Annotated in this window: 27 protein-coding genes and 1 pseudogene; 18 read left to right on the top strand and 10 right to left on the bottom strand. The window is 43.9% G+C overall.

What is annotated here, in order from left to right; genetic code table 11:
- Position 1: 1 nt before the first annotated feature.
- The 6 genes from rpsB to pyrE are packed head-to-tail and all read left to right on the top strand — an operon-like array spanning position 2 to position 4049.
- Positions 2 to 832, top strand: a complete 831-nt coding sequence (gene rpsB / locus HTH_RS03485; protein ID WP_012963336.1) for a 30S ribosomal protein S2 — start codon at positions 2 to 4, stop codon at positions 830 to 832.
- A 13-nt stretch (positions 833 to 845) separates the two neighbouring features.
- Positions 846 to 1709 (top strand): translation elongation factor Ts, encoded by an 864-nt coding sequence (gene tsf, locus HTH_RS03480; RefSeq protein WP_012963335.1) that lies wholly within the window; start codon positions 846 to 848, stop codon positions 1707 to 1709.
- Positions 1709 to 2431 (top strand): UMP kinase, encoded by a 723-nt coding sequence (gene pyrH, locus HTH_RS03475; protein WP_012963334.1) that lies wholly within the window; start codon positions 1709 to 1711, stop codon positions 2429 to 2431. Before tsf ends, pyrH begins: the two co-directional genes overlap by 1 nt.
- A 14-nt stretch (positions 2432 to 2445) precedes the next feature.
- Positions 2446 to 2991 (top strand): ribosome recycling factor, encoded by a 546-nt coding sequence (gene frr, locus HTH_RS03470; protein WP_012963333.1) that lies wholly within the window; start codon positions 2446 to 2448, stop codon positions 2989 to 2991.
- A 19-nt stretch (positions 2992 to 3010) separates the two neighbouring features.
- Positions 3011 to 3514, top strand: coding sequence for a 3-isopropylmalate dehydratase small subunit (gene leuD, locus HTH_RS03465; protein WP_012963332.1), 504 nt, complete (start codon positions 3011 to 3013; stop codon positions 3512 to 3514).
- Positions 3507 to 4049 carry an orotate phosphoribosyltransferase gene (gene pyrE, locus HTH_RS03460; RefSeq protein WP_012963331.1) on the top strand — a complete coding sequence of 181 codons (543 nt, stop codon included), beginning with the start codon at positions 3507 to 3509 and terminating at the stop codon, positions 4047 to 4049. The genes leuD and pyrE overlap by 8 nt, the downstream gene beginning before the upstream one ends.
- Here the strand turns inward: pyrE and HTH_RS10135 are convergent.
- Positions 4014 to 4142 (bottom strand): hypothetical protein, encoded by a 129-nt coding sequence (locus HTH_RS10135; protein ID WP_267878554.1) that lies wholly within the window; start codon positions 4140 to 4142, stop codon positions 4014 to 4016. The genes pyrE and HTH_RS10135 overlap by 36 nt on opposite strands.
- A gap of 37 nt (positions 4143 to 4179) precedes the next feature.
- Here HTH_RS10135 and HTH_RS03455 point away from each other — a divergent pair, with 37 nt between their 5' ends.
- The 4 genes from HTH_RS03455 to HTH_RS03440 are packed head-to-tail and all read left to right on the top strand — an operon-like array spanning position 4180 to position 7518.
- Entirely contained in the window at positions 4180 to 4782 is a 603-nt protein-coding gene (locus tag HTH_RS03455; RefSeq protein ID WP_232500466.1) for a ZIP family metal transporter, read from the top strand.
- 10 nt (positions 4783 to 4792) lie between these two features.
- Complete coding sequence (locus HTH_RS03450; protein ID WP_012963329.1) at positions 4793 to 5443, top strand: response regulator transcription factor; 651 nt, start codon at positions 4793 to 4795, stop codon at positions 5441 to 5443.
- Positions 5433 to 6416, top strand: coding sequence for a sensor histidine kinase (locus HTH_RS03445; RefSeq protein ID WP_012963328.1), 984 nt, complete (start codon positions 5433 to 5435; stop codon positions 6414 to 6416). Before HTH_RS03450 ends, HTH_RS03445 begins: the two co-directional genes overlap by 11 nt.
- A gap of 1 nt (position 6417) precedes the next feature.
- Positions 6418 to 7518 (top strand): hypothetical protein, encoded by a 1101-nt coding sequence (locus tag HTH_RS03440; protein ID WP_012963327.1) that lies wholly within the window; start codon positions 6418 to 6420, stop codon positions 7516 to 7518.
- Here HTH_RS03440 and coaD read toward each other — a convergent pair.
- Both coaD and HTH_RS03430 read right to left on the bottom strand, forming a co-directional pair.
- Positions 7499 to 7987 (bottom strand): pantetheine-phosphate adenylyltransferase, encoded by a 489-nt coding sequence (gene coaD / locus HTH_RS03435; protein WP_012963326.1) that lies wholly within the window; start codon positions 7985 to 7987, stop codon positions 7499 to 7501. The genes HTH_RS03440 and coaD overlap by 20 nt on opposite strands.
- Positions 7980 to 8441, bottom strand: coding sequence for an RsmD family RNA methyltransferase (locus tag HTH_RS03430; protein WP_012963325.1), 462 nt, complete (start codon positions 8439 to 8441; stop codon positions 7980 to 7982). The genes coaD and HTH_RS03430 overlap by 8 nt, the downstream gene beginning before the upstream one ends.
- Positions 8442 to 8535: 94 nt before the next feature.
- Here HTH_RS03430 and speD point away from each other — a divergent pair, with 94 nt between their 5' ends.
- Positions 8536 to 8931, top strand: a complete 396-nt coding sequence (gene speD / locus HTH_RS03425) for an adenosylmethionine decarboxylase (protein ID WP_012963324.1) — start codon at positions 8536 to 8538, stop codon at positions 8929 to 8931.
- Here the strand turns inward: speD and HTH_RS03420 are convergent.
- The 5 genes and pseudogenes from HTH_RS03420 to mgtA form a co-directional block, all read right to left on the bottom strand.
- On the bottom strand, positions 8928 to 10055 hold the full coding sequence (locus HTH_RS03420; protein ID WP_012963323.1) for a hypothetical protein: 1128 nt from the start codon (positions 10053 to 10055) through the stop codon (positions 8928 to 8930). The two genes, speD and HTH_RS03420, sit on opposite strands and share 4 nt — an antisense overlap.
- Entirely contained in the window at positions 10052 to 10519 is a 468-nt protein-coding gene (locus tag HTH_RS03415; RefSeq protein ID WP_012963322.1) for a DUF1858 domain-containing protein, read from the bottom strand. Before HTH_RS03415 ends, HTH_RS03420 begins: the two co-directional genes overlap by 4 nt.
- Positions 10509 to 10769 (bottom strand): metal-sulfur cluster assembly factor, encoded by a 261-nt coding sequence (locus tag HTH_RS03410; RefSeq protein WP_012963321.1) that lies wholly within the window; start codon positions 10767 to 10769, stop codon positions 10509 to 10511. Before HTH_RS03410 ends, HTH_RS03415 begins: the two co-directional genes overlap by 11 nt.
- Positions 10766 to 11164, bottom strand: coding sequence for a hypothetical protein (locus tag HTH_RS03405; protein ID WP_012963320.1), 399 nt, complete (start codon positions 11162 to 11164; stop codon positions 10766 to 10768). The genes HTH_RS03410 and HTH_RS03405 overlap by 4 nt, the downstream gene beginning before the upstream one ends.
- A 93-nt stretch (positions 11165 to 11257) precedes the next feature.
- Positions 11258 to 13944, bottom strand: a pseudogene (gene mgtA, locus HTH_RS10175) (magnesium-translocating P-type ATPase).
- A gap of 2 nt (positions 13945 to 13946) precedes the next feature.
- Between mgtA and HTH_RS03395 the strand changes: the two are divergent.
- Genes HTH_RS03395 through HTH_RS03365 form a run of 7 tightly spaced genes read left to right on the top strand, consistent with a single transcriptional unit; the run spans position 13947 to position 20732 of the window.
- Positions 13947 to 15059, top strand: a complete 1113-nt coding sequence (locus tag HTH_RS03395) for a 3-deoxy-D-manno-octulosonic acid transferase (protein ID WP_012963319.1) — start codon at positions 13947 to 13949, stop codon at positions 15057 to 15059.
- Between the two features lie 9 nt (positions 15060 to 15068).
- The gene (gene secD, locus HTH_RS03390) at positions 15069 to 16562 is read left to right on the top strand and encodes a protein translocase subunit SecD (RefSeq protein WP_012963318.1); all 1494 of its coding nucleotides are present in this window, start codon (positions 15069 to 15071) and stop codon (positions 16560 to 16562) included.
- A gap of 12 nt (positions 16563 to 16574) precedes the next feature.
- Entirely contained in the window at positions 16575 to 17132 is a 558-nt protein-coding gene (locus tag HTH_RS03385) for a Maf family protein (protein ID WP_012963317.1), read from the top strand.
- A 59-nt stretch (positions 17133 to 17191) separates the two neighbouring features.
- Entirely contained in the window at positions 17192 to 18484 is a 1293-nt protein-coding gene (locus tag HTH_RS03380) for an ArnT family glycosyltransferase (protein WP_425480522.1), read from the top strand.
- Between the two features lie 22 nt (positions 18485 to 18506).
- The gene (gene corA / locus HTH_RS03375; RefSeq protein WP_012963315.1) at positions 18507 to 19448 is read left to right on the top strand and encodes a magnesium/cobalt transporter CorA; all 942 of its coding nucleotides are present in this window, start codon (positions 18507 to 18509) and stop codon (positions 19446 to 19448) included.
- Positions 19439 to 19873, top strand: a complete 435-nt coding sequence (locus tag HTH_RS03370; protein ID WP_012963314.1) for a hypothetical protein — start codon at positions 19439 to 19441, stop codon at positions 19871 to 19873. Before corA ends, HTH_RS03370 begins: the two co-directional genes overlap by 10 nt.
- The gene (locus tag HTH_RS03365; RefSeq protein WP_012963313.1) at positions 19857 to 20732 is read left to right on the top strand and encodes an ROK family protein; all 876 of its coding nucleotides are present in this window, start codon (positions 19857 to 19859) and stop codon (positions 20730 to 20732) included. The genes HTH_RS03370 and HTH_RS03365 overlap by 17 nt, the downstream gene beginning before the upstream one ends.
- Here the strand turns inward: HTH_RS03365 and HTH_RS03360 are convergent.
- Both HTH_RS03360 and panD read right to left on the bottom strand, forming a co-directional pair.
- The gene (locus HTH_RS03360) at positions 20695 to 21306 is read right to left on the bottom strand and encodes a hypothetical protein (protein ID WP_012963312.1); all 612 of its coding nucleotides are present in this window, start codon (positions 21304 to 21306) and stop codon (positions 20695 to 20697) included. The two genes, HTH_RS03365 and HTH_RS03360, sit on opposite strands and share 38 nt — an antisense overlap.
- Entirely contained in the window at positions 21296 to 21679 is a 384-nt protein-coding gene (gene panD, locus HTH_RS03355; protein ID WP_012963311.1) for an aspartate 1-decarboxylase, read from the bottom strand. The genes HTH_RS03360 and panD overlap by 11 nt, the downstream gene beginning before the upstream one ends.
- Positions 21680 to 21681 lie beyond the last annotated feature (2 nt).

Genomic DNA, 21681 nt, shown 5'->3' with positions numbered 1-21681 from the left:
TATGGCAGTGATTTCTATGAGGGATCTGCTGGAAGCAGGCGTACATTTTGGCCACTCAAAAGGTAGGTGGAACCCCAAAATGGCACCCTTTTTGTACGGTGTCAGAAATGGTATTCACATCATTGACCTTAACAAGACGGTGGTGTACTTGGAGCAAGCATACAACTTTGTTGCGGACAGAATAGCAGAGGGTGCAGAGATACTGTTTGTAGGCACAAAGAAGCAGGCAAAGGATGTTATAAAGGAAGAGGCAGAAAGGGCAGGAGTGCCATATATAAACGAAAGATGGGTGGGGGGACTGCTTACCAATTTTAGAACTGTAAAGAAGAGTATGCTGAAGCTCAAAACCCTTGAGAGGATGGAAGCGGAAGGTGTATTTGAAGTGCTTCCCAAGAAGGAAGTGAGAATGATGAGGAGAAAGATGGAACACCTGCGCAAACTCTACGCTGGCATACTCAACCTGGAGAGGGTGCCCGATATGGTGTGGATCGTTGATACAGTTAGGGAGCACATAGCGGTGCAGGAAGCAAGAAAACTGGGAGTGACTATTGTGGCAATAGCGGATTCCAACTGTGACCCCGATGTGATAGATTATCCTGTCCCTGGCAATGACGACGCCATAAAGTCCATAAAGCTACTTACTGCCAAGATAGCAGATGCTGTTATAGAGGGTAAGCAAAGGAGGGAGAGACTTGGAGAGGAGGTGCCTGCTGAAGCGGTAAAAAGAAAGGTGGTTACCGTGGAAGAGGAAGAGAAAGCGCTCTTTGAGAAAGCCATGGAGATGTCTGAAAAGTACGAATACATTGATAAAGGTGCGGAAGAGATAGAATGATGGAGGTAAAGAGATGATAAGTGCAGAGATGGTAAAAACTCTTAGAGAGATGACCGGGGCAGGCATGCTGGAATGTAAAAAAGCTTTAGAAGAAGCAGGTGGCGACCTGGAAAAGGCAAAAGAAATACTCAGGATCAGGGGGCTTGCAAAAGCTGAGAAAAAGGCAGGTAGAGAGACAAAGGAGGGGATAGTGCAAACCTATATCTCGGAAGACAGAAAGGTAGGGGTGATAATAGAGCTCAACTGTGAGACGGATTTTGTTGCCAGAAACGAACACTTTAGTGAGCTTGCCCTAAACATTGCCAAACACATAGCCCAAATTCCCGAAAATGCAAACAAAGAAGGCACTGGAGAGGATGTGCTAAAGCAACCATACTTTCAGGACCCTTCTCAAACACTGGAGGATGTTATAAAGTCTGCCATAGCGAAGATAGGTGAGAACATACAGCTTAGGAGATTTACAAGGTTTGACACGGATGGCTTTCTCCATGCATATGTCCACGGCATAGGAAGAGTTGGCGTACTTATAGACTATCAAGCTGAGGCTATAAATCCACAAGTCCTTAGGGTAATTCAGGACATAGCTATGCAGATAGCAGCCATGAAGGCGGAATTTGTGGATGTAAGTTCTATACCCGCAGAGGTTATACAGAGGGAAAAGAGAATTCTTTCTGAGCAGGCAAGACAAGAAGGCAAACCTGAGAATATAATAGATAAGGTGGTAGAAGGCAGGATAAAAAAGTTCTACCAGGAGAAGGTGCTTCTTGAACAGCCCTTCATAAAGGATGATAAAAAAACTGTCGGTCAGTACCTGAGAGAAAGCGCTCCAGGGGTAGTTATAAAGAGGTTCGTAAGGTACGAGCTTGGTGGCGCCTGATGGATGCTGAGAAGCCCGAATACCAAAGGGTGCTTATAAAACTCTCGGGTGAAGCTTTTGCAGGCGATGAGGACTATGGTATAAGTCCAGATTTTCTTGAGTACATATCCAGAGAGATAAAGTCACTGTACCAACACGGGGTGCAGATAGCTATAGTGATAGGTGGGGGGAACATTTTCAGAGGTGTGGAAGGACTTGAAATAGGTATAGACAGGGCAACAGGTGATTACATGGGAATGCTGGCAACGGTTATAAATGCGCTTGCTTTGCAGTCCGCCTTAGAGAGGGTTGCTCAGATACCCACCAGAGTCCTTTCTGCCATAGAGATGAGACAGGTAGCTGAACCTTATATAAGGAGGAGGGCTATAAGACACCTGGAGAAGGGAAGAGTTGTCATTTTTGCAGCAGGCACAGGCAATCCCTTCTTTTCCACTGATACCGCATCTGCACTCAGAGCTGCTGAAATATCAGCCCAGCTTCTTATAAAGGCTACAAAGGTGGACGGTATATACACAGAGGATCCCTTAAAAAATCCCAAAGCGGAGTTCATAGAGGAGATCACTTACCTGGAAGCCATAACAAGAGATATAAGAGTTATGGACCATACAGCCATGACCATGTGTATGGAAAACAAAATACCCATACTGGTTTTGAACATAAAAAAGCCGGGAAACCTGCTAAAGGCAGTTATGGGTCAGAAGGTAGGATCCTTAGTCAAATAGAGGAGGATGAATGCATGATGGAAGATATTTTTAAAAGTGCAGAAGAGGACATGAAAAAAGCGGTAAATCACTTTAAGAACGAAATAGGTGGGCTGAGGACAGGAAGGGCAAGCACAGCTTTAGTGGAGGAGCTAAAGGTAGAATATTACGGTTCAAAGGTCCCCATCAAGCAGCTTGGTAGCATATCAGTTCCAGAAGCTAACCAAATAGTGCTGCAGCTGTGGGACAGCAACGCTGTGCCAAACGTGGAGAAAGTTATTATGGAAGAGTTAGGTCTAAATCCACAGAGGCAGGGAAACACCCTCAGAATAATCTTGCCTCCTCTTACAGAGGAGAGAAGAAAGGAATTGGTTAGGCTACTTCACAAAATGGCAGAAGAAGCCAGGGTTGCCATCAGAAATATACGCAGAGACGCCAAAGAGATGATAGAGGAGCTTGAAGGTGTGTCTGAAGATGAAATAAAGAGAGCTTTAGACAGACTACAAAAACTCACTGACAGATACATAGACCAGATAAATCATCTGGTGGAGACAAAAGAAAAAGAAATAATGGAACTATAAACAGGTGTATAATTTTCACATGGTCATAAGAGGAAAGGTGTGGAAGTTTGGAGATAATGTAGATACAGACCAGATAATACCTGCCAGGTACTTAAACACATCAGACCCTTATGAGCTTGCCCAGCATGTGATGGAAGACTCTGAGCATACAAACTTTGCCAAGGATCACCAGAAGGGGGATATCATTGTTGCAGGTAAAAATTTTGGTTCTGGTTCCTCAAGGGAGCACGCACCCATAGCCATAAAGTATGCAGGTGTGCCTGTGGTGATAGCCAAGTCTTTTGCGAGGATCTTCTTCAGAAATGCCATAAACATAGGTCTTCCTATAGTTGAAGCTCCCCAAGCTGTGGACGAGATAAACCACGGTGATGAGGTGGAAGTTGACCTTGAGAAAGGCATAATAAAAAACATAACTACTGGAAAGGAATACCAGGCTACCAGGTTTCCACAAGAACTTCAAGCTATTCTGAAAGCTGGTGGGCTTATGGAGTATGCAAAGCAGAAACTAAAAGGCAATGCTTAAAGATAGGCTAAAGGCTATGATAATAAAAAAGTGCCTGAAAGTAGCGCAGGAACCCATATTTAGACTCTCTTCTGGAAAGTTAAGCAGGTATTACATAGACCTCAAGCAGATAACCCTTGACCCTGAAGGTGCCTACATGGTGGGAAAGCTTGTTTATGATGCTATAAAGCCTCTTCATCCACAGGGTGCAGGTGGTATGACACTTGGTGCCGACCCTATAGCCTACGCTGTGGCTTTTGTGTCTTACATGGATGGCAACCCTATAAAACCCTTTGTAGTCAGAAAGGAAAAGAAGGAGCACGGACTTGGAAGACAGGTGGAGGGACTTTTAAAGTCCGGGGATAAAGTGGTAGTTCTTGAAGATGTGGTCACCACAGCCAGCTCTTCTTTAAAAGCGGTAAAGGCTTGCAGAGAAGCTAACTTAGAAGTTTTAGGAGTTTTTGCCATAGTGGACAGGGAAGAGGGAGGAAGGGAAAACATACGCAGGGAAGGCATAGAGCTATACTCCATCTTCAGGCTCTCCGAGCTTCTTTGATGTGATGAGTAATATATGGTTTAGTTCGTTGCTTTTGCTTTTGGGTACCTCTGCCGGCAGCCTTATGGCTGTGATGTTTAAGAAAGTTCCCATGAGCGTTAACCTGAACCTCTCCTTCGCCGGAGGGGTCATGCTGGTGGCTAGCTTTACAAGTCTCATAATTCCCGGCATACAAAAAGGAGGCTTTGCGCAAACTTCGTTGGGCATACTTATGGGTTTTGCCCTTATAGGCATCATTGAGCATCTTTTCCCTCACCAGCATGTGATAAAAGGTGCAGAAGGTGCCATAAAAAGCCAAAAGCTTAAAAAACTCTACTTGATTGTTGCGGGTGTAGCCATTCACAACATACCAGAAGGCTTTGGAGTAGGCGTATCATCAGCCTACTCTTTAGAAACTGGCACCGCAACAGCCATAGCTATAGCCATTCAGGATATACCGGAGGGTCTTATAGTGACTTTGGCTCTTATGGTGGCAAACGACAGAATCATGGTCCCCATTGTAACCGGTGTTCTGAGTGGGATAGTTGAGTCCCTCTTTTGTCTGCTTGGCTTTTACACCTTTGATACTTTCAGGAATTTTCTTGCCTTGGGCTTAGGCATAGGTGGAGGCGCTATGATATACATAACCGTAAAGGAGGTTTTCCCGGAGGTTTACTCGGAAGGCTCTCACACGGTCTCCACTCTGGGCTTTCTGGCAGGCTTTTTGCTAATGCTTTTCCTTGATACTATTTAAAATATTATTTGTGAAGGTGCTTTTGGTGGAGGATGACAAACTTCTGGGGGAGTCGCTAAAAGAGTACCTTGAGAGGGAAGGGATGCACATAGACCATGTGAGCGACCCAAGAGAAGTTCCTAATTTGCTTACTGTCTCAAGCTATGACATTATAGTGTTGGACCTTATGATGCCTCATATATCCGGTGAGGAGCTACTCCTGAAAATAAGGCAAGGAGATAAAAAAACTCCCGTTTTGGTACTTACAGCCAAAAGCAGGCTTGATGACAAAGAGAAGTGCTTTCTGGCAGGAGCTGATGACTACATAACAAAACCTTTTGAACCCAAGGAGCTTCTTTTGAGGCTTAAGGCTCTTTATAGAAGAAAGCTTGGGGGGAATGTTATCGTAAATTTGGGTGGTGTGGAGGTAGACTTAGAAAGGGAGCTGGTGAGCGTTGACGGGAAGGTCATAAACCTAACCAGAAAAGATTGGCTAATCCTCAAGTGCCTTGTAGAAAACCGTGGAAGGTTTGTATCCTCAGAAGAGATACTAAACTATGTATGGGGGGATGCTCCTGTAGGGGACGAGGTGGTAAGGGCACACATAAAAAATCTCAGGAAGCTCCTCCCAGAGGGCTTTATAACCACCATGAAGGGTAGAGGGTATAAAATTGAAGCTTAGGAGCAAGCTCCATCTTCTGTACTTTTTCGTATCCATGCTCGTATCTTTGGGAGCTATAAACACCGTAATGCTTTACGAGATAAACAGGTTCGTAGAGCAAAACATATACAGCCAGGCATACATGCACTACATGGCTTATGTGCTTTCCGGAGGTTCATACAAAGGTGATGAAAACTTTAGAGTAAGTGAAAACTATCAGGAGAAGCACCTTAGTTATGTATTCAAAGACCCCAGGTACATAGACCGTAATATATACGTGAATATAAACCCTGAATATGCAGACAGCTCTGTAAAAGAACTTTTCAGACGAATACTGGCGGTGGAGTTCTTTGTCGTATTTCTATTAGCTTTGCTTTACCAAGCTTTAACCGAAGGTTTATTTAGAAAGATAGAAGAACAAGAGGAATGGACTAAAAGCTTGGTGGCTTCGGTCGCTCATAAATTTGGAAACTTCCTGTCTGTACAGAAGGTAAATTTGGCTCTTTTAAAAGCTAAGATGAAAGATGAGGAGGTCTTAAAGAGACTTGAAAGGAGCCTTATAAGGGTAGAAAGGGACATGAACCTTATACTAAATGTTCTCAGAGAAGAAAGGCACATAAAAAGAGAGTGGGTGAGGCTGGATAGTCTTATACTAGAAACCCTAAACTACTTGGAGGAAGAAGCCAAAGGGAAAAGGATGATGGTAAGGCTAAAGGAGGCTTATATTTACGCGGATGAAACAGACCTCAGAGATATACTTTACAACATTATAAGCAACGGCATAAAACACTCAAAGAGCTTTCTGCACATAAAGATGTGTAAGACCAATAAGACGGTGAGCCTTATCTTCAGAAACGATATAAGCAACTCAGCGGGAAAGGGTTTAGGTGTAGGCGCTACTTTGCTTGAGAGGGTTGTAAAAAGACAGAAGGGCACTCTTCGTACACGTATAAAAAAGCATTACACGGTACTACTAAAGCTCAGGAGTAGGTGAGATGATTTTTGTATACCTGCTGGTTTTTTTATTGGTGGCTCTCCTCTTCTGGGACTTCTGGAAAAAGAGGGTAAGCTTTTACAAGTCTTTGGGCGCAGAGGAGATACAGATAAAGTTTCTCCTGAACCCTGTCGGCAAAATAGACTTAGATGGAATAAGGATGGATATATTCACAGAGGGAGCTAAATCCAATCAACGCCTGACGCTGAGAGCTAAGACAAACCTTACAGGTTTTCTTAAGCTTTACAAGAGAAGCATATGGAACAGGCTTTTCTCCCAGGAGATTTTTGGTGGTTTGGGGGCAGAGTACGAGGACGAACGCTGGTTTAACAGGGTTATTAACTACAAAAATTTTAGGGAGTTGGTGGAAAAGCTTTTTCAAGAGGGACAGGTTAATGAGGTACGCATAGAAAAAGACAAATTGAGCCTTAGCTGGAAGATAAGAAATCATCCCCGCGAAGGGGACAGAGAGAAGGTACTGAAAGCTTTACCCATAATGAAAGAGTTTTTGAGCCTGCTCTCTAAGCTTCCTGATGCTACACACTACAGGGAGCATGTTAGGAGCTGGATGTCCATTAAACTTCCCGTAGTTATCACTGTTGTGCTTTGTGCTGTGGGGATAGTTGGGGGGTTTTATAGGTACGACCCGGTTTGCTCTCTTGAAATTTTCGGAGTTGGTTTTAAGTTATTGCTTCCTTCTGCGTTTTTGTATGCTCTTGTAGGAATGCTTTTAGCGGGAAGTTTTAGGTTAGGATTTAGGGTGCTGGTTTACTCACTAACCGCCTGGCTTCTGGCTATTCCCTTCATAAGCCTGTTTTTTCTTATGTACATAAACGGAAAGCTTGATAGGTCTTTACCAGAGGTCAAAACCGATAAGGTGGTAGAAAAATACACAAGCACTGGGAAGGGAGGTAGTGTAAAGTACCGTATAGTCCTTGCCCATCTGCATTCCCAAAAGGATTGGTGCGACCACCTACAGGTTTCAAAAAAATTTTACGAGAGAGTACAAGTAGGAGATACTGTGGAGTATATAACCAAAAGAGGTTTCTTAGGTGTAGAGTGGTATTACCAAAAGCTTAGCATCAAGGTTGATGGCAATTGAACTTCTCTCTTAGCCTTTTTTCCACATAAGGATGCACAAGACCGCTTATGTTTCCGCAGTAAGAGGCTATGTCCCTGACTATGGTGGAACTTATGTGTATGTAGTCCTGTGAAGGCATCATGAAAATAGTCTCCACCTTTGCAAGTTTGTAGTTGTTCATAGCTATCTGAAGCTCGTACTCAAAGTCGGTAAAGAGCCTGACACCCCTCACTATCAGCCTTACTCCCTCCTGAGCCATAAAGTCCACCAAAAGTCCGTCAAATCCCTTGACTTCCACCTTATCGCCCAGGCATTCTACCATCTTTTTAAACATGTCCACCCTCTCCTCCATGCTAAAAAGCAAGTTTCTCCTTGGATTTTTTGCCACAGCCACCATTACGCGGTCAAATATCTCACAGCTCCTTTTGACTATGTCAAGATGCCCAAGATGAGGAGGGTCAAAGGTTCCCGGATATACCACCTTAGTCATCCTCTCTCCTCCATACGGACAGCACCGTATCACCGTAAACTTTCTTCTTGCTTGAATTAAAGTCCACTTTTTTACTGTGTTCTAATATGAAAATTCCACCTTTATTGAGGACTTTTAAAGAAAGTTCTATGAGTTTTTCGTAATTTTCATAGTCATAAGGGGGGTCTGCAAAAATCACATCTGCCCTGTCTTCAAAGCTCATCAGAAATTTTAGTGCATCCGATATCACCACTTTGCTCTTGGTTTTCTTGATAATCTCTTTAGCAAGCTTAAGGTTTTTCTCTACAAAAATAACTTTGGCTCCCCTTTCTTCTGCTTCAAATCCCATCTGCCCAGTCCCTGCAAAGAGGTCTATGAACAGGCAACCGTTTATGTTTCCCAGTATGTTAAAAACTGCTTGCTTTACCACAGAAGAGGTGGGTCTAATTTTCGTTTTTCTTCTTGATTTTTCCATAAAAAGTATTATAATTTAAGATTCTGTTTTAAAGGAGGTGTTTTGTGATGAGGCTTTTTGCCCTGCTCAAAAACTTTGACCAGGAGGAGAGAAAATGGCAAAGACCCTCGGACTGCATATCTTAGCGGACCTGTACGGTGTGAACCCCGACCTTATTGATAAGGTCGAGGACATAAGGCACTTGTTGGAAAGTGCCGTCAAAGTTGCAGGTCTTACCAAAATTTCCTCCCACTACTACCAGTTCCACCCTCATGGAGCCACTGGCGTTGTCCTGCTTGCGGAGAGCCACCTGTCCATCCACACTTGGCCAGAGCACGGACTTGCCACCGTTGATGTCTATACCTGCGGTGACCCCAACAAGGCTTACAGGTGCATGGATTATATCGTATCTTCCCTCGAGCCCACAAGGGTGGACAAACAGGTTTTTGAGAGGGGTATAGTGGGAGAGTCCGAGGATTTAGAGTTCCGAAGTACATTGCTGAAAGTCTAACTTTTGAGGGTTTTTAAAACAAGAGGAAAAATCTTAACTGTGTAATAGCCAAGCAAGAGGAAAAGAGCTAAGGAGAAGGCTTTTTCCACATAGGGATTTACCATGTCTCCGAAGAAAAGTCCCGTTGTTAGAGGAGGAAGGAGTATAAGGAGCTTCTTTACCACGCTTATGTTTAACACTTCCTTCAGGGTAGGCACTTTTTCCTTGCCCATTCTTGGTGCGTACCTTCTCCACCAGAGTAGGAAGGGGATTATGTGGTAAGATGCACCTACGCTTATGGCGGTTAAAAAGCCGTAGAGCATACCATCGGAATGCAGTTGGAAAAAACCAAAGTTTCCACTACCGGCAGTGAGAACACCTACCAGCAGAAAAAACCAGCACATAAAGAGACCAAGTATGAAAAATTGAACTGACACATCAAGACCCTTTAAGGGGCTTTTCCTCTGGCTCAGCATATGGTAAACGCTGTAAGAAAGCGTACCTACGGACAGAAGCAGTAGTGTGCCGGAGTAAGACAGGAGCGTGTAATCAGAAATATACCAGAACAGGGGAACCAGCACAGAGCTGGCAACCTGGAGAAGAAAATTTAACCAGATTAAACCCCTTTTTGTTAGTTCCTCTATTTGAAGCATGGGTACAAACACATAGTAAGAGCCTACTATTATGGGCATAAAGTACCCAACGGTGATAAGATGCTTCACAAATATGGGGTTTTCTTTTATCAAAACACCTGCAAGCAGGTAAAAAAGGCTACCCGTAAGGAAGAAAAGCACAACAGAGTCCTTTATCTTCCTAGTGTTAAGAAGTACAAGCACGGTATGTATAGAGCTAAGGAGCAAATAGGCGTAGGGATTTACACTGCCCTTTAGGAAGTAGAAGAGCAAGTTAATAAACCACACAGCCAAGTGCACATAAATTAATGGCTCACCCCTGAAGGGATGTCCCTGAAGTGTAGGGTATATCTGGAAGAGCGTGCCAGAGATTAGCCCCGGAAATGCAAAGAATATGAGCGTATCTGTGTAGTTTTTGCCCAGAGTCTTTTGCAAAAGCGAAGCCAGGAGAAGGAGGAAAAAGATGAGTATGTAAAGGGGTGTAGTTTTTATAAAGGATGCAGGTCTTATCATCTCTCCGTTAACTTCTTTAACTCTCTGAGCATCTCCTGAAACTTCTCGTCTGACATCCTTCTTATCTTCTTAGCCTGCTTAAGGCTAACCGTATAGGGTAATATCTTCCTAAGAATAGGATTCTTAAGGGGAGTAAAGCCGTACCTTATGAGGATTTCAAGAGCTTGTGGAAATCTTTCCAAGAGCTTACCCACATTCGTATCCTCGTTTATTTCAAACTCTGGCTCCTCAAAAGATAATTTCTCTTCTTTAGCTTTTCCGCTGTGCCATACCTTCAGAAGGTACCCCTCCTCCGTCTCTTCCAGCTGGTATTCGTATCCCATCTCGGACAGCCTGGGTAAAAGGTGGGTAAAGGGTCTGGAGCCGAGAACCTCAAGAACCTCACCTTCTTGGAGCTTCTCAAGAGCCTGAACTACCCTTATCATAGGCTGTGGTGGTTCAAGGTCTCTTACATCAATCCTCATGTGCATCCTCCCCAAACGCATAATCCTCAAGCTTTACATCCGCCTCATAACCGATGGAGGTAATAATGTCCCTAACCGCTTTGAGTAAGTACTCCCCTACGGGACAGAAGGGACTTGTGGGCTTTATGGTGATTCTGACCTTCCCTTCCCTCTCATCCAGACTCTTTACTAACCCCATGGATACTATATCCATTCCCGTGTGTGGGTCTATGACTTTCTTTAATTCTTCCAGAAGCCTCTCTTTGCTCATCTCTTTCCGTAATCCCTAAATAAGCTGTGGCATCCCATACAACCTTTTACCATATAGTTGAACTTTTCGTAAGCTTCATCCCTTCTTTTCTCCTTTATGAGCCTTAAGACCTCCTCCGCAGAGTCGTGTACCTGCCTTTCAAAGGTGGGCATAGCTTTTGCAAACTCTTCCCTCTTGGATGGGTCTATGTAAGCCAGAGGTCCACCCTTTGGCATGGGATGGTGAGCTATCTCCTGAGCACCACGGATTATAAGCTCATCGTTGTTCATCAAAAAACCTTCAAGCATGCGCAAAGTCGCACTGTTGACTACCTGCATAACCTGTCTAAAGGTGAGTTCCTCCTCAGCATGCGCCCACAGAAAGGTGAAGACCATCAACAAAAAAACTTTCCTCATACCTTATAAGTATAAACCTCTTCTCTGACTTCAATTATGATAGTAATCACTTACATATTTTCATCAAAAAAAGGATGGGCGCAGGATGGGGAATTAAAACAGGTCGCCGTAGCGCTTTAAGAACTTACCTTTCAGGAAGTGGGCTAATGTCAGATAACCTACTATTGCGGGCACAAGTATCAGCAAAAAGTAGAAGGGTGGAAGAGCTCTCATACCGAGCTTTTCGCCAAATACTGTAAAAGGCACAAAGGTGTCTACCAGAAGGGCTGTCATCGTCAAAAAGAAAAGAGGAAGACCTGGGAAGCTCCCCAAGAAGGGTATTCTCTTGGTTCTCAGCATGTAAACTACCATAGTTTGGGTCCACAAGCTTTCAACAAACCATCCTGTTTGAAACAGAGATGCAAATTGCGTCTTTAACTCTGCGGGAAGGCTATAATACGAGCCTCCTAACACTGCTGGTCCTACTAAGAAAAACAGCATAAGGTAAGTGAAAATGTCAAAGATAGAGCTTGCAGGTCCAAACCACAGCATAAAGTGTTTTATTTTCTCCGCATTCCATTTCTTAGGCTTTTCTACATAATCCCTATCTACTCTATCAAAGGGCATGGAAGTCATGGAAAGGTCATAGGTTAGGTTCAAAAAGAGGAGTTGAAGAGGAGTCATAGGCAGGAAAGGTAAGAAAGCGCTGGCAATTAATACGGAAAAAACATTCCCAAAGTTTGAGCTTGCTGTAATAGCTATGTACTTTACTATATTGGCAAAAGTTTTCCTTCCTTCCACAACACCATCTTTTAATACCATAAGGTTCTTTTCCAACAGGATGATGTCTGCGGATTCCTTTGCTATGTCAACAGCGTTGTCCACAGATATGGCTACATCCGCTTCTCTCATAGCCGGAGCATCGTTTATACCGTCTCCAAGAAACCCCACCACATGCCCTTTTCTCCTTAGGACTTTTATTATTCTTGCCTTTTGCGTGGGTGCAAGCTTGGCAAATATGGTGGTACTGTCTACTACTACCATAAGCTCTTCATCCGTCATGCTATCTATCTGCTCACCTAAAAGAACACCCTTTACCTCTATACCAACCTCCTTACATATCTTTTTAGTCACCACCGGGTTGTCACCTGTTAGGATCTTTATCTCAACACCGTGCGTCTTTAGAGCATGGATGGCATAAGGAGCTGTTTCTTTTGGTGGATCCAAGAAAGCCAAAAAACCCATAAGTACCATATGATTTTCGTCTTTGACCCCAATACACCTTCAGGTGAAACGTCGTTTTTCTGAGCAACTGCAAGCACCCTCATACCATCCTCGTTCAACTTCTCCACCATCCTAAAAACTTCGGCTTTTATCTCTTCTGTGAGGGGAATGACGCGCCCTCTGTACTCAACAAAACTGCACACAGATACCACTTCTTCTACTGCACCTTTTGTGATGAGCTGTCTCTTTTTACTGCCCGCAACTCCACTCTCTAAAACTACAGACATTCTCCTTCTGGTAAAGTCAAAGGGTATTTCGTCTACCTTCCTATAAACCCTCTCCAGTATGCTCTCATCCATTCCTCTTTCTTTGCCATACTCTAAGATGGCTATGTCCAGTAAGTTTCTCAGTCCCGTCTGATAGTAACTGTTTAAAAAGGCGTGCCGGAGCACTCTTTCATCCTCGTTCCCGTGGACATCCATATGTTTTACTAAGATTACCTTGTTAAGGGTTAATGTGCCAGTTTTATCTGTGCATAGCACATCCATAGCCCCAAAATTCTGTATAGAGTCAAGCCTTTTAACTATGGTTTTGCGCCTTGCCATGGCAACAGCACCTCTGGCAAGATTTGCGGTTACTATCATGGGAAGCATCTCAGGTGTTATCCCTACAGCAACAGCCAAGGCAAACAGGAGCGCATCAAACCAGTTACCTTTTGTTAAGCCGTTTATAACAAAAACTATGGGAAATACTAAGGCTATAAACTTTATTAGGAGTTTGCTTACTTCATTGATGCCTTTCTCAAAACTCGTTAAAGCTCTCTGACCCATCAAACTCTCAGCCACAGAACCCAGATATGTGTTTTCGCCAGTTGCTACAACTATTCCCACACCAGAACCGCTCACCACGCTGGTGCCCATAAAGCACATGTTTTCAAGGTCTGTCAGACTGAGCCTTTTTGAAAGTTTTTTATCTTCAGGCAGCTCTGCGTACTTTTCAACTGGCTCCGACTCACCTGTGAGAACTGCCTGATTTACGAACAGGTCCTTTGAGCGTATGATCCTCAGGTCTCCCGGAACGAGATCCCCTGCGGAGAGATAAACAATATCCCCCGGAACTACCTCATCAATGTTTATCTCTATGGTACCTACATCTTTTCTCCTGACGAGTGCGGTGGTGCGTATCATAGCTTTTAGCTTCTGAGCTTCTGTCTTGGATTTATACTCTTGCACAAAGCGGAGGACACCACTTACACCTACCATAATACATATGATGATTATGGTGCTCCAATCCCCTTCGCCTGGGGGTGCAAAAAGCACATCTGTTATGTAAGACGCTACCGCTAAGAAGATAAGGATGCCTATAAAGGGATTGACGAAGGCTTTTAACAGCTCTACATACCAAGGTGGAGGTTTTTCATGAACTATCTCGTTAGCACCAAATATCTCAAGCCTTCTCTTTGCCTCTTGATTGGTGATGCCATCAATGGAGCTTTCCAATATAGTGAGCACCTCCGCAATATCCTTTTTGGCAAACTCAGCAAGCTTCTCTATACCCTTTGACCTATTCTTCTTCATTTGTGCGCCTATTATACTTCCACACTTTGAAAATTTCGTTAAAGGGGGTTGTCGGATTTTATAAAAAATTCATGTATAATTTACCTACTCACCGTATGAAAACCATTTGGTTCCATACTGCCAGTGTGGGAGAGTTCAACACGGCAAAGCCACTCTTGAAAAAGCTTATAAAAGACTACCGCATAGTTCTAACCTACTTCTCACCAAGAGCCAAGGACTACATCAAAAGGCATCCCGAATACTACCACAGTTTGGAGAGGCTACCTCTGGATACACCTTTTACAGTCAGGAGCTTTGAGAGAAAAATAGAAGCTCACGCCATCTTCATAATGGAGAGGGAGTTTTGGCCGTCTTTTATCCTTTTTACGAAGGCTAAGAAAGTTCTTCTCAATGCTTACGCAAAGGGAGGTCTTTACGAGAGATTCATAAGCAGAAAGTTTGATCTTATAATCACAAAAAGCGACAAGGACAGAGAAAGATACGAATCTTACGGATGCAAAAAGGTGGTAAGTTGTGGCAATCTAAAATTCCTTTTTGAGGAAAGACAGATAAAAGAGATGAAAAAGGGGGATTTTAAGCTTTTTGTGGCAGGAAGCACGCACAATGGTGAGGAAAAAATCCTAATAGAAGCTTTTGGAGAGTTAAAAAAACGCCATCCTGACCTGAGACTCCTCATAGCTCCACGCCACATTTCAAGGTCGCAAGAGATAGCAAATAAGGTAAAAGGTTTCAGGTGTTTCTTGAGGAGTCGGCAAAGGGGGGAAGAGTGGGATATCCTGATACTTGATACGCTGGGAGAGCTTTTTGATGTTTATGCTCTTGCTGATGTGGCTTTTGTGGGTGGGACGCTTGTGCCTGTTGGTGGACATAACCTTCTGGAGCCTGCCTATCATGGCAAACCTGTACTTTTTGGACCCTTCACACAAAAGGTAAGAGACATGGCTGAGTACCTGCTCCAAAAAGGTGCTGGCTTTGTGGTTTCCAGAGCGGAGGACATTATTAGGGTAGTGGACGGTATTTTGAGCAAAAGGATAAGCTACAACAGGGTGGATATAAGCCAAGAATCAGAGAGGATAATGTCCTGTTATTATAGCAACATAAGAGATATGCTATAATGCTGATGTATGAAGAACATTTACCTGAATCTTTCCTTGCTTTTGGCTTTGGTGGCTCTTTCTGTGGGTATATCCCTTTTTAAACCTGTCAACCTCGGGCTTGACTTGAAAGGTGGCATATCTATGCTTTTAGAGCCAGACATGGATTATGCCCTAACCCAGGAGTACGAAAGGTATGCAAAGGATATAGAAAGAAAGTTAAGAGACGCTGGGATAAATGTGCTGGATGTAACATCGGATAAAAGTGGCATAAAGGTGGAAGTGCTTGACAAAAAGGATATAGACAGCATATCCCAGATGGTGAGTAAAGACTTTCCAAGATTTGAAGTTGTAAGTAGAGAAAAGGGACAGGTGCTTATAAAGTTAAAGGATGATGAGATAAAAAAGCTCAAAGACAGCATAGCAGGTCAGACGGTAGAGGTGCTAAGAAGGAGGATAGACGAGCTTGGCGTAGTTCAGCCGGTTATAACTAAGGTGAGCGGGGACAGGGTGCTTGTGGAGCTTCCAGGTGTTTTAGACATAGATAAGGCAAAGTCCATAATTGGAAAAACCGCTCTTCTTGAGCTAAAGTTGGTGGTGGGCAGCGGTCCCAAGGAAGTTCTTGAGCAGAAGCTAAACAAGGATACGGAGCTTTTGCCTTCAAGAAATCCGCAGGAGTGGTTTCTGGTAGAGAAGCTGCCCGTTATAACGGGTGCTGACCTAAAGACTGCCTATACCAGCACCGATGAGTTTGGTGCGCCAGCAGTTACCTTTGAGCTGACAGACAGAGGTGCAAGAGCTTTTGGTGATGCTACAGAGAAAAACATAGGTAGACGCCTTGCCATAGTTCTTGACAAAAAAGTCATGTCCGCTCCTGTTATAAGGAGTAGGATAACTGACAGGGGGCAGATAACTGGACAGTTCACTCCAGAAGAGGCAAAGGAGCTTGCCATAGTTCTCAGGGCTGGTGCTTTGCCTACCAATGTAAAGTTCCTCCAAGAAACGGTGGTGGGTCCCTCCTTGGGAAGGGATGCCATAAATCAGAGTATAAAAGCCGGCATAGTGGGCTTTATCCTCCTGGTGGCATTGCTTCTGGGAAGGTATAAGGTGGCAGGTATCACCGCCAACTTGGCTATACTGCTCAATGCTCTATTTCTGTGGGCAGGTCTGGTACTCCTTGGTGCTACACTCACTCTACCTGGTATAGCTGGTATACTCCTAAACATGGGCATAGCGGTTGACTCCAATGTGCTTATCTTTGAAAGGGTTAAAGAAGAGCTAAGGTCTGGCAGCAGCCCAAAAAAGGCCGTGGAGCTGGGCTACAGAAGGTCCCTGAGCGTAGTATGGGATACCCACATTACTCTTCTCATTGCTGCTCTCATCCTCTTTCAGTTTGGAAGCGGACCAGTAAAAGGATTTGCCACCACCCTCACCATAGGCAGTATAGCCTCTTTCGTATCCAATGTGTATTTTACTAAGTTCTTCCTTGATGTTCTTACAAAAATAGGAGCGCTGAAGATATAATATAAACCTAAGGTGAGGCTTCTTATACTTGCTTCAGAATCCAAAAGGCGGGTTGATATACTGCGCATGCTGGGTTTTAAGTTTTTGGTGATACCCTCAAGAGTGAGGGAGGACAAACAAGTCGTTAGCCCCCTTTTGACTGCCAGAAGCTTAGCCTTTAAAAAGAGCTTTACCGTATGGAGAGAGTATAAATACGCTACCGTTATAGGTGCAGACACTCTGGTGGTGCTGGGAAACAGAGCGCTGGGAAAACCTAAAAACCAAGAGGAGGCAAAGCGTATGCTAACTGCCCTTTCTGGAAGATGGCACAAGGTGATCACCGCAGTGAGCGTAATCTCCCCCAGAAGGAGGGTACTCTTTCACGACATAGCTCTGGTAAAGTTTAGGCATATAGAAAAAGAGGAGATAGAAGATTACATAAAAACCCAAGAGCCTATGGACAAGGCAGGAGCCTATGCTGTGCAAGGCTTTGGTGCCACTTTTATAGAAAAAATATGCGGTGATTACTACACGGTGATGGGTCTGCCAGCTTCCAAAACCTACAAGGTGCTTAAAGATGTTCTGGATTAGCCTGCTGGTTATTTTCTTATCTTCTTGCGCACTGAAAGTTGATGAAAAACCACAGGTGGATGTGGGTGGAGGAGTGCAGATACACCTACAGCACAGAAGGTAATATGGTGAGAGTCTTCTGGGCACTTCTCCTATCTTTTTACTTTTTTATTTTTGGAAGCTGGGTGCTTAGCTTTACTTCCCTTGATGAAGGCAGAAACGCCTCTGCCATCTTAAACATGCTAAAGAGCCATAACTTCTTGGTGCCTTATTATAACTGTCAGCCAAGATTTGAAAAGCCTCCTATGCTTTACTGGGTGGTAGTGCTTTTTTCCGGCCTTTTGGGATTTAACGAACTTATTGCAAGGATGGTATCTGGACTTTCCGCTCTTGGCACCGCCATCATGGCTTATCTTATAGCAAAAAGATACACGGATGAGAAGACTGCAAAAAAGAGCTTTCTTGTCCTTCTCACGCTCCCACATCTGTGGATAGAATCCAGAGCCTTAACTCCAGAGATGCTAAACACCTTCTTTATGATGGTAAGTCTTTACCTTTTCCTCTCAGAGAGAATTCTTTTGGGGTGGCTCTTTTTGTCTCTGGCTTTTTTGACAAAGGGTCCGGTTGGTGTCTTCTTAACTCTTCTGGTTTATCTTCTCTGGAGGAAGGATTTAAAGGTCTTTTCTTGGAGAGGGCTTGCCATCTTTTTAGCAGTTGGCGGAAGCTGGTACTTTTACATGTTTTATGAGTTTGGATATGACTACTTTTTCAGGTTTTTTGTTTATGAGAATGTGATGAGATACACAGGACAGAGATTAACCCATCCTTCACCCTTTTACTATTACCTTCTGGTAGTTTTTGCCACCACCATCTTTTACATTCCCATGTACTTGAAGGTGATAAAAAACTTCAAGAGAGAGCTTTTGCCTTACCTGACTTGGTTCCTTGCCGTGATAGTCTTTTTCAGCCTTGCCAAAAACAAGCTCCACCACTACATACTCTTTGCCTATCCTCCCATGAGCGTAATTTTAGCAAGCACCATAGAAGAGAGATACATAAAGAAAGTCCTCCTTTTATCCGCGGGTGTGCTTTTGCTAATAGTTTTGGCTCTTGGCTTTTATGAAGGGCTGAGATTTACACCAAAAGCTTACCCTTTTCTTGAATCCCAAGAAGCTCCCGCTTACTTTTACAAAAGCGAGGACTCAGCCTTAGTCTTTTATTCAAAAAGATGCATACCCAGGGAGGAAAACACCCAAAAGCTTTCAGGACTGGTGATAACCAAGGAAAAGTATACAAAAGAGCTGCCTGAATGCAGTTTGTTAACAGAAGGAATAGAGTTTGACGGCAAGTATGTGCTACTTAGATGCCCATAAATTTGATTAAAATAGTTATGTTATGATATTCGTGTATGCCAACATAAACAGGGGGTTTACCGGGTTTGGAATAGACCAGATAGGGGAGATACCAAGGGATAAGGTGGTGTGGCTTGATGTGGAAAAACCCACAGAAGAGGAGATAGATTGGCTAAAAAGTGCCGTTGGCTTTGAGATGCCACCGAGGGAAGTTTTTGGAGACATAGAGATAAGTAGCAAATACAAAGAAGAGGCAGACTTTATATACATGAATTTCTCCTTTGTAATACAGCAAAAGGAGGATGTGCTGGTGGAGCCTGTCGTATTCTTCATAAGAGGCAGGTACTTTGTGAGCTTACGATACAGAGACATACCCACTCTGATGATCTTTCAAAAGCGGGTGATGGCTCAGGACCTGTCCTTCCAATTTCCCGAAGCCATCTTTGCTCAGATAGTAAACATAGAGGTGGATCGCATAGGAGATAGGCTTGAAATACTGGGAAGGAGGATAAGAAACCTCAGGAAGGAGGTTTTTGCCGAACAGTCTCAGGAGATAATAAGAGACATCTCTTACTACGATGAGCTAAACATCACCCTGAGAGAGACCATAAACGAAAAGCTCAGAATCCTTAGCCACTTTGTAAAAAGCCCCAAGGTGAATGCCCAGACTAAGAGAGATATAAAGGTGGCTCTTGACGACCTTTACACTTTGCTGGACTATACCACCCTTTACATGGACAGGATTGACAGTATCCAGAGTTCTCTCTTGGGGCTTATATCCATAAGGCAGAACGAAGGTGTCAAAGTCTTTACAGTTCTGGCAACCATATTTTTGCCTGCCACACTCATTGCCAGCATATTCGGTATGAACTTCAAACACATGCCAGAGCTGGAATGGAAGTACGGTTATGTTTATTCACTTTTGCTTATGATAGCCGTCACTGCATCGCTCCTTTACTGGGTGAGGAGGAAAGGGTGGCTCTAAAGAGAGAAGACCTCATCATTGGTTCCTTCATAGCGCTTGCGGTTGTTTATCCTTTTTTTATAGCTTTCCTTATCTGGCATGAGGACTATAGCAACAAGAAAAGAGTGTTAGAAAGCCTGAGTCCCCTTTTATCCTTTCTTGTTGGGTCTGAGGATTGCTCCGAGAGAAATTTTGAGCGTTTAAAGGTTTTAATTAGTCCTGACCTTTTGCAAGCATATGGTGAAGAGGGTTTTAAAAGACTTTGTGAGCAAAGCAAAAAGGAAGGCTTGAAGCTCAAAAAGGAGTCTGCCAGGCTCTTTAACAACCAGCTGGAATTTTATGGCATCTATGAGGGGGAAAATGGCTCGGTGGTTTTGCGCCTGAAGGCTCGGTTAGAAGGTGAAGGCATTACAGTTAGGGAGTTCTCTTATGAGAAAGGGGGTTGACATAGGAGGCACCTTTATAAAGGTGCTCTGGGAAGATGGGAGGAGGCAGAAGTTTTATGTTAAGGACATTTCAAGAGATGGGGAGAAGTTTATAAAGACCATCGTAAGTGTGGTAAAGGAGGGAGAGCCTGAGGCTGTGGGGATTGCTGTGGCGGGTTTTACGTCTCTTGAAGGCGTAGTTTACAAGTCTCCCAACATACCAGCTCTTGACGGGCTGAACCTGAAAGAGATTATAACCTCCGAGGGTATAAAGTGCATTGTGGGCAACGATGTTAGCTTTGGAGCCTTTGGTGAGTGGTATTATGACCACAGAGAGAGCAAAAGTCTCCTCTTTATAGCTATAGGTACAGGATTGGGAGCGGGGTTTGTCATCAACGGGGAGCCTTACCTTGGAGCCTGCGGAAGCAGTTTAGAGCTGGGGCATCACATCATAAAGGTGGGTGGGGAGCTTTGCAACTGCGGAAGGGCTGGGTGCTGGGAAGCTTACTGTTCCTCTTACGGCTTTGAAAGGATATACAAGAGCATCTCGCAGGAATACTTGAGAGATTACCAAGTGGTAGAAAAAGCCAAACAGGGGGACCAGACGGCTCTGAGTGCAGTGGAAGTTTTCAAAGAATACCTGATAGCGGGACTTGTTAATGCGGTGCATATACTCAATCCGGATGTGCTGGTTCTTGGTGGTGGGCTTTTGGACAGTATGAGGGAGTTTCTGGGTGATGTAAAAGAGAGGCTTCTGGCATCGGTGGAGAAGCTTCCAGCCTCTTGTCTTTCTGTGGCATTTTCCAGCTGTGAGGAGTTTTGCATGGCAAGGGGAGCTCTTGCTATGAGCTTAAAGCTTTTTGAACAATCCTCTCCTTAGCCTCTTGGTAATATGGAACGGACTCTTTTTCCATAAAGGATATTAGCTTAAGAGCTTCTTCATACCTTCCCTTTCTCTCCAGCAGGTACAGAAGCACATCAAAGGAGTTTATGTGGGGCAAGCTTCCACCGTTCTTATCTTTGAGGGTTTCCTTATAATCTTCAAACATTTCCACATCCCACCTGGCATAAGTTTCCATCTTCTCAAAGTCTTTCTCCTTTTGGGCAAGGAGCAGAAGGTCGTTTAGTATCATGTGAGCCTCAATAGGTGTGCCTTCCATCTTAAGGGCTTCCAAGTAGAGCCACTCTGCGCTTTTTATGTCTCCCTCTAGCAGAGCCATCTGAGCTATGCTTCCCAAAAAAGTCCTTTTGGTGTAAGGTGTTTGTTCTATGTGTCCGCTGTCAAAGTGCTTTGCCTTGTATGGAAACCTCAAGTTCTTTATGCTTTTGAGGGAAAAGTAATACTTAACCACCTTTTGCTTTTTTGGGTCCAAGTTTTCGTACCAATCCCACAGGTCAAGCGCTTTTAAAATTCCTCCCTTCTCCCTGAATATCCTAAAAACTCTACCAATCATGCACCACCACCATATCCCTTTTTATCTCTAAAATTCTGTTTTCCTCATTTACATAGACAAGAACAGGCTTGAAGCTATCCAGCTCTCTTTCCTCCATCAGAGCGTAGGAAGCGATTATGATGATATCCCCTACCTCACCGAGTCTTGAGGCAGCACCGTTTAACCTGACCTCTCCAGAGCCAGTAGGTGCGGGAATAACATATGTGGAAAACCTCGCACCGTTGTTAACATTATACACATCTATCTTTTCAAAAGGTACAAGGTTGGCAGACTCCATAAGCGCCGAGTCTAAGGATAGACTACCCTCATAGTGAAGCTCTTTACCGGTTATCTTTAACCTGTGTATCTTGGACTTTAGCACAAACCTCTGCATGC

Origin of the sequence: Hydrogenobacter thermophilus TK-6, from assembly GCF_000010785.1 — a bacterium.
Classification (GTDB): domain Bacteria; phylum Aquificota; class Aquificia; order Aquificales; family Aquificaceae; genus Hydrogenobacter; species Hydrogenobacter thermophilus.
The sequence above is the reverse complement of the archived record's forward strand: the minus strand, read 5'-3'. Positions and strand labels throughout refer to the sequence as shown.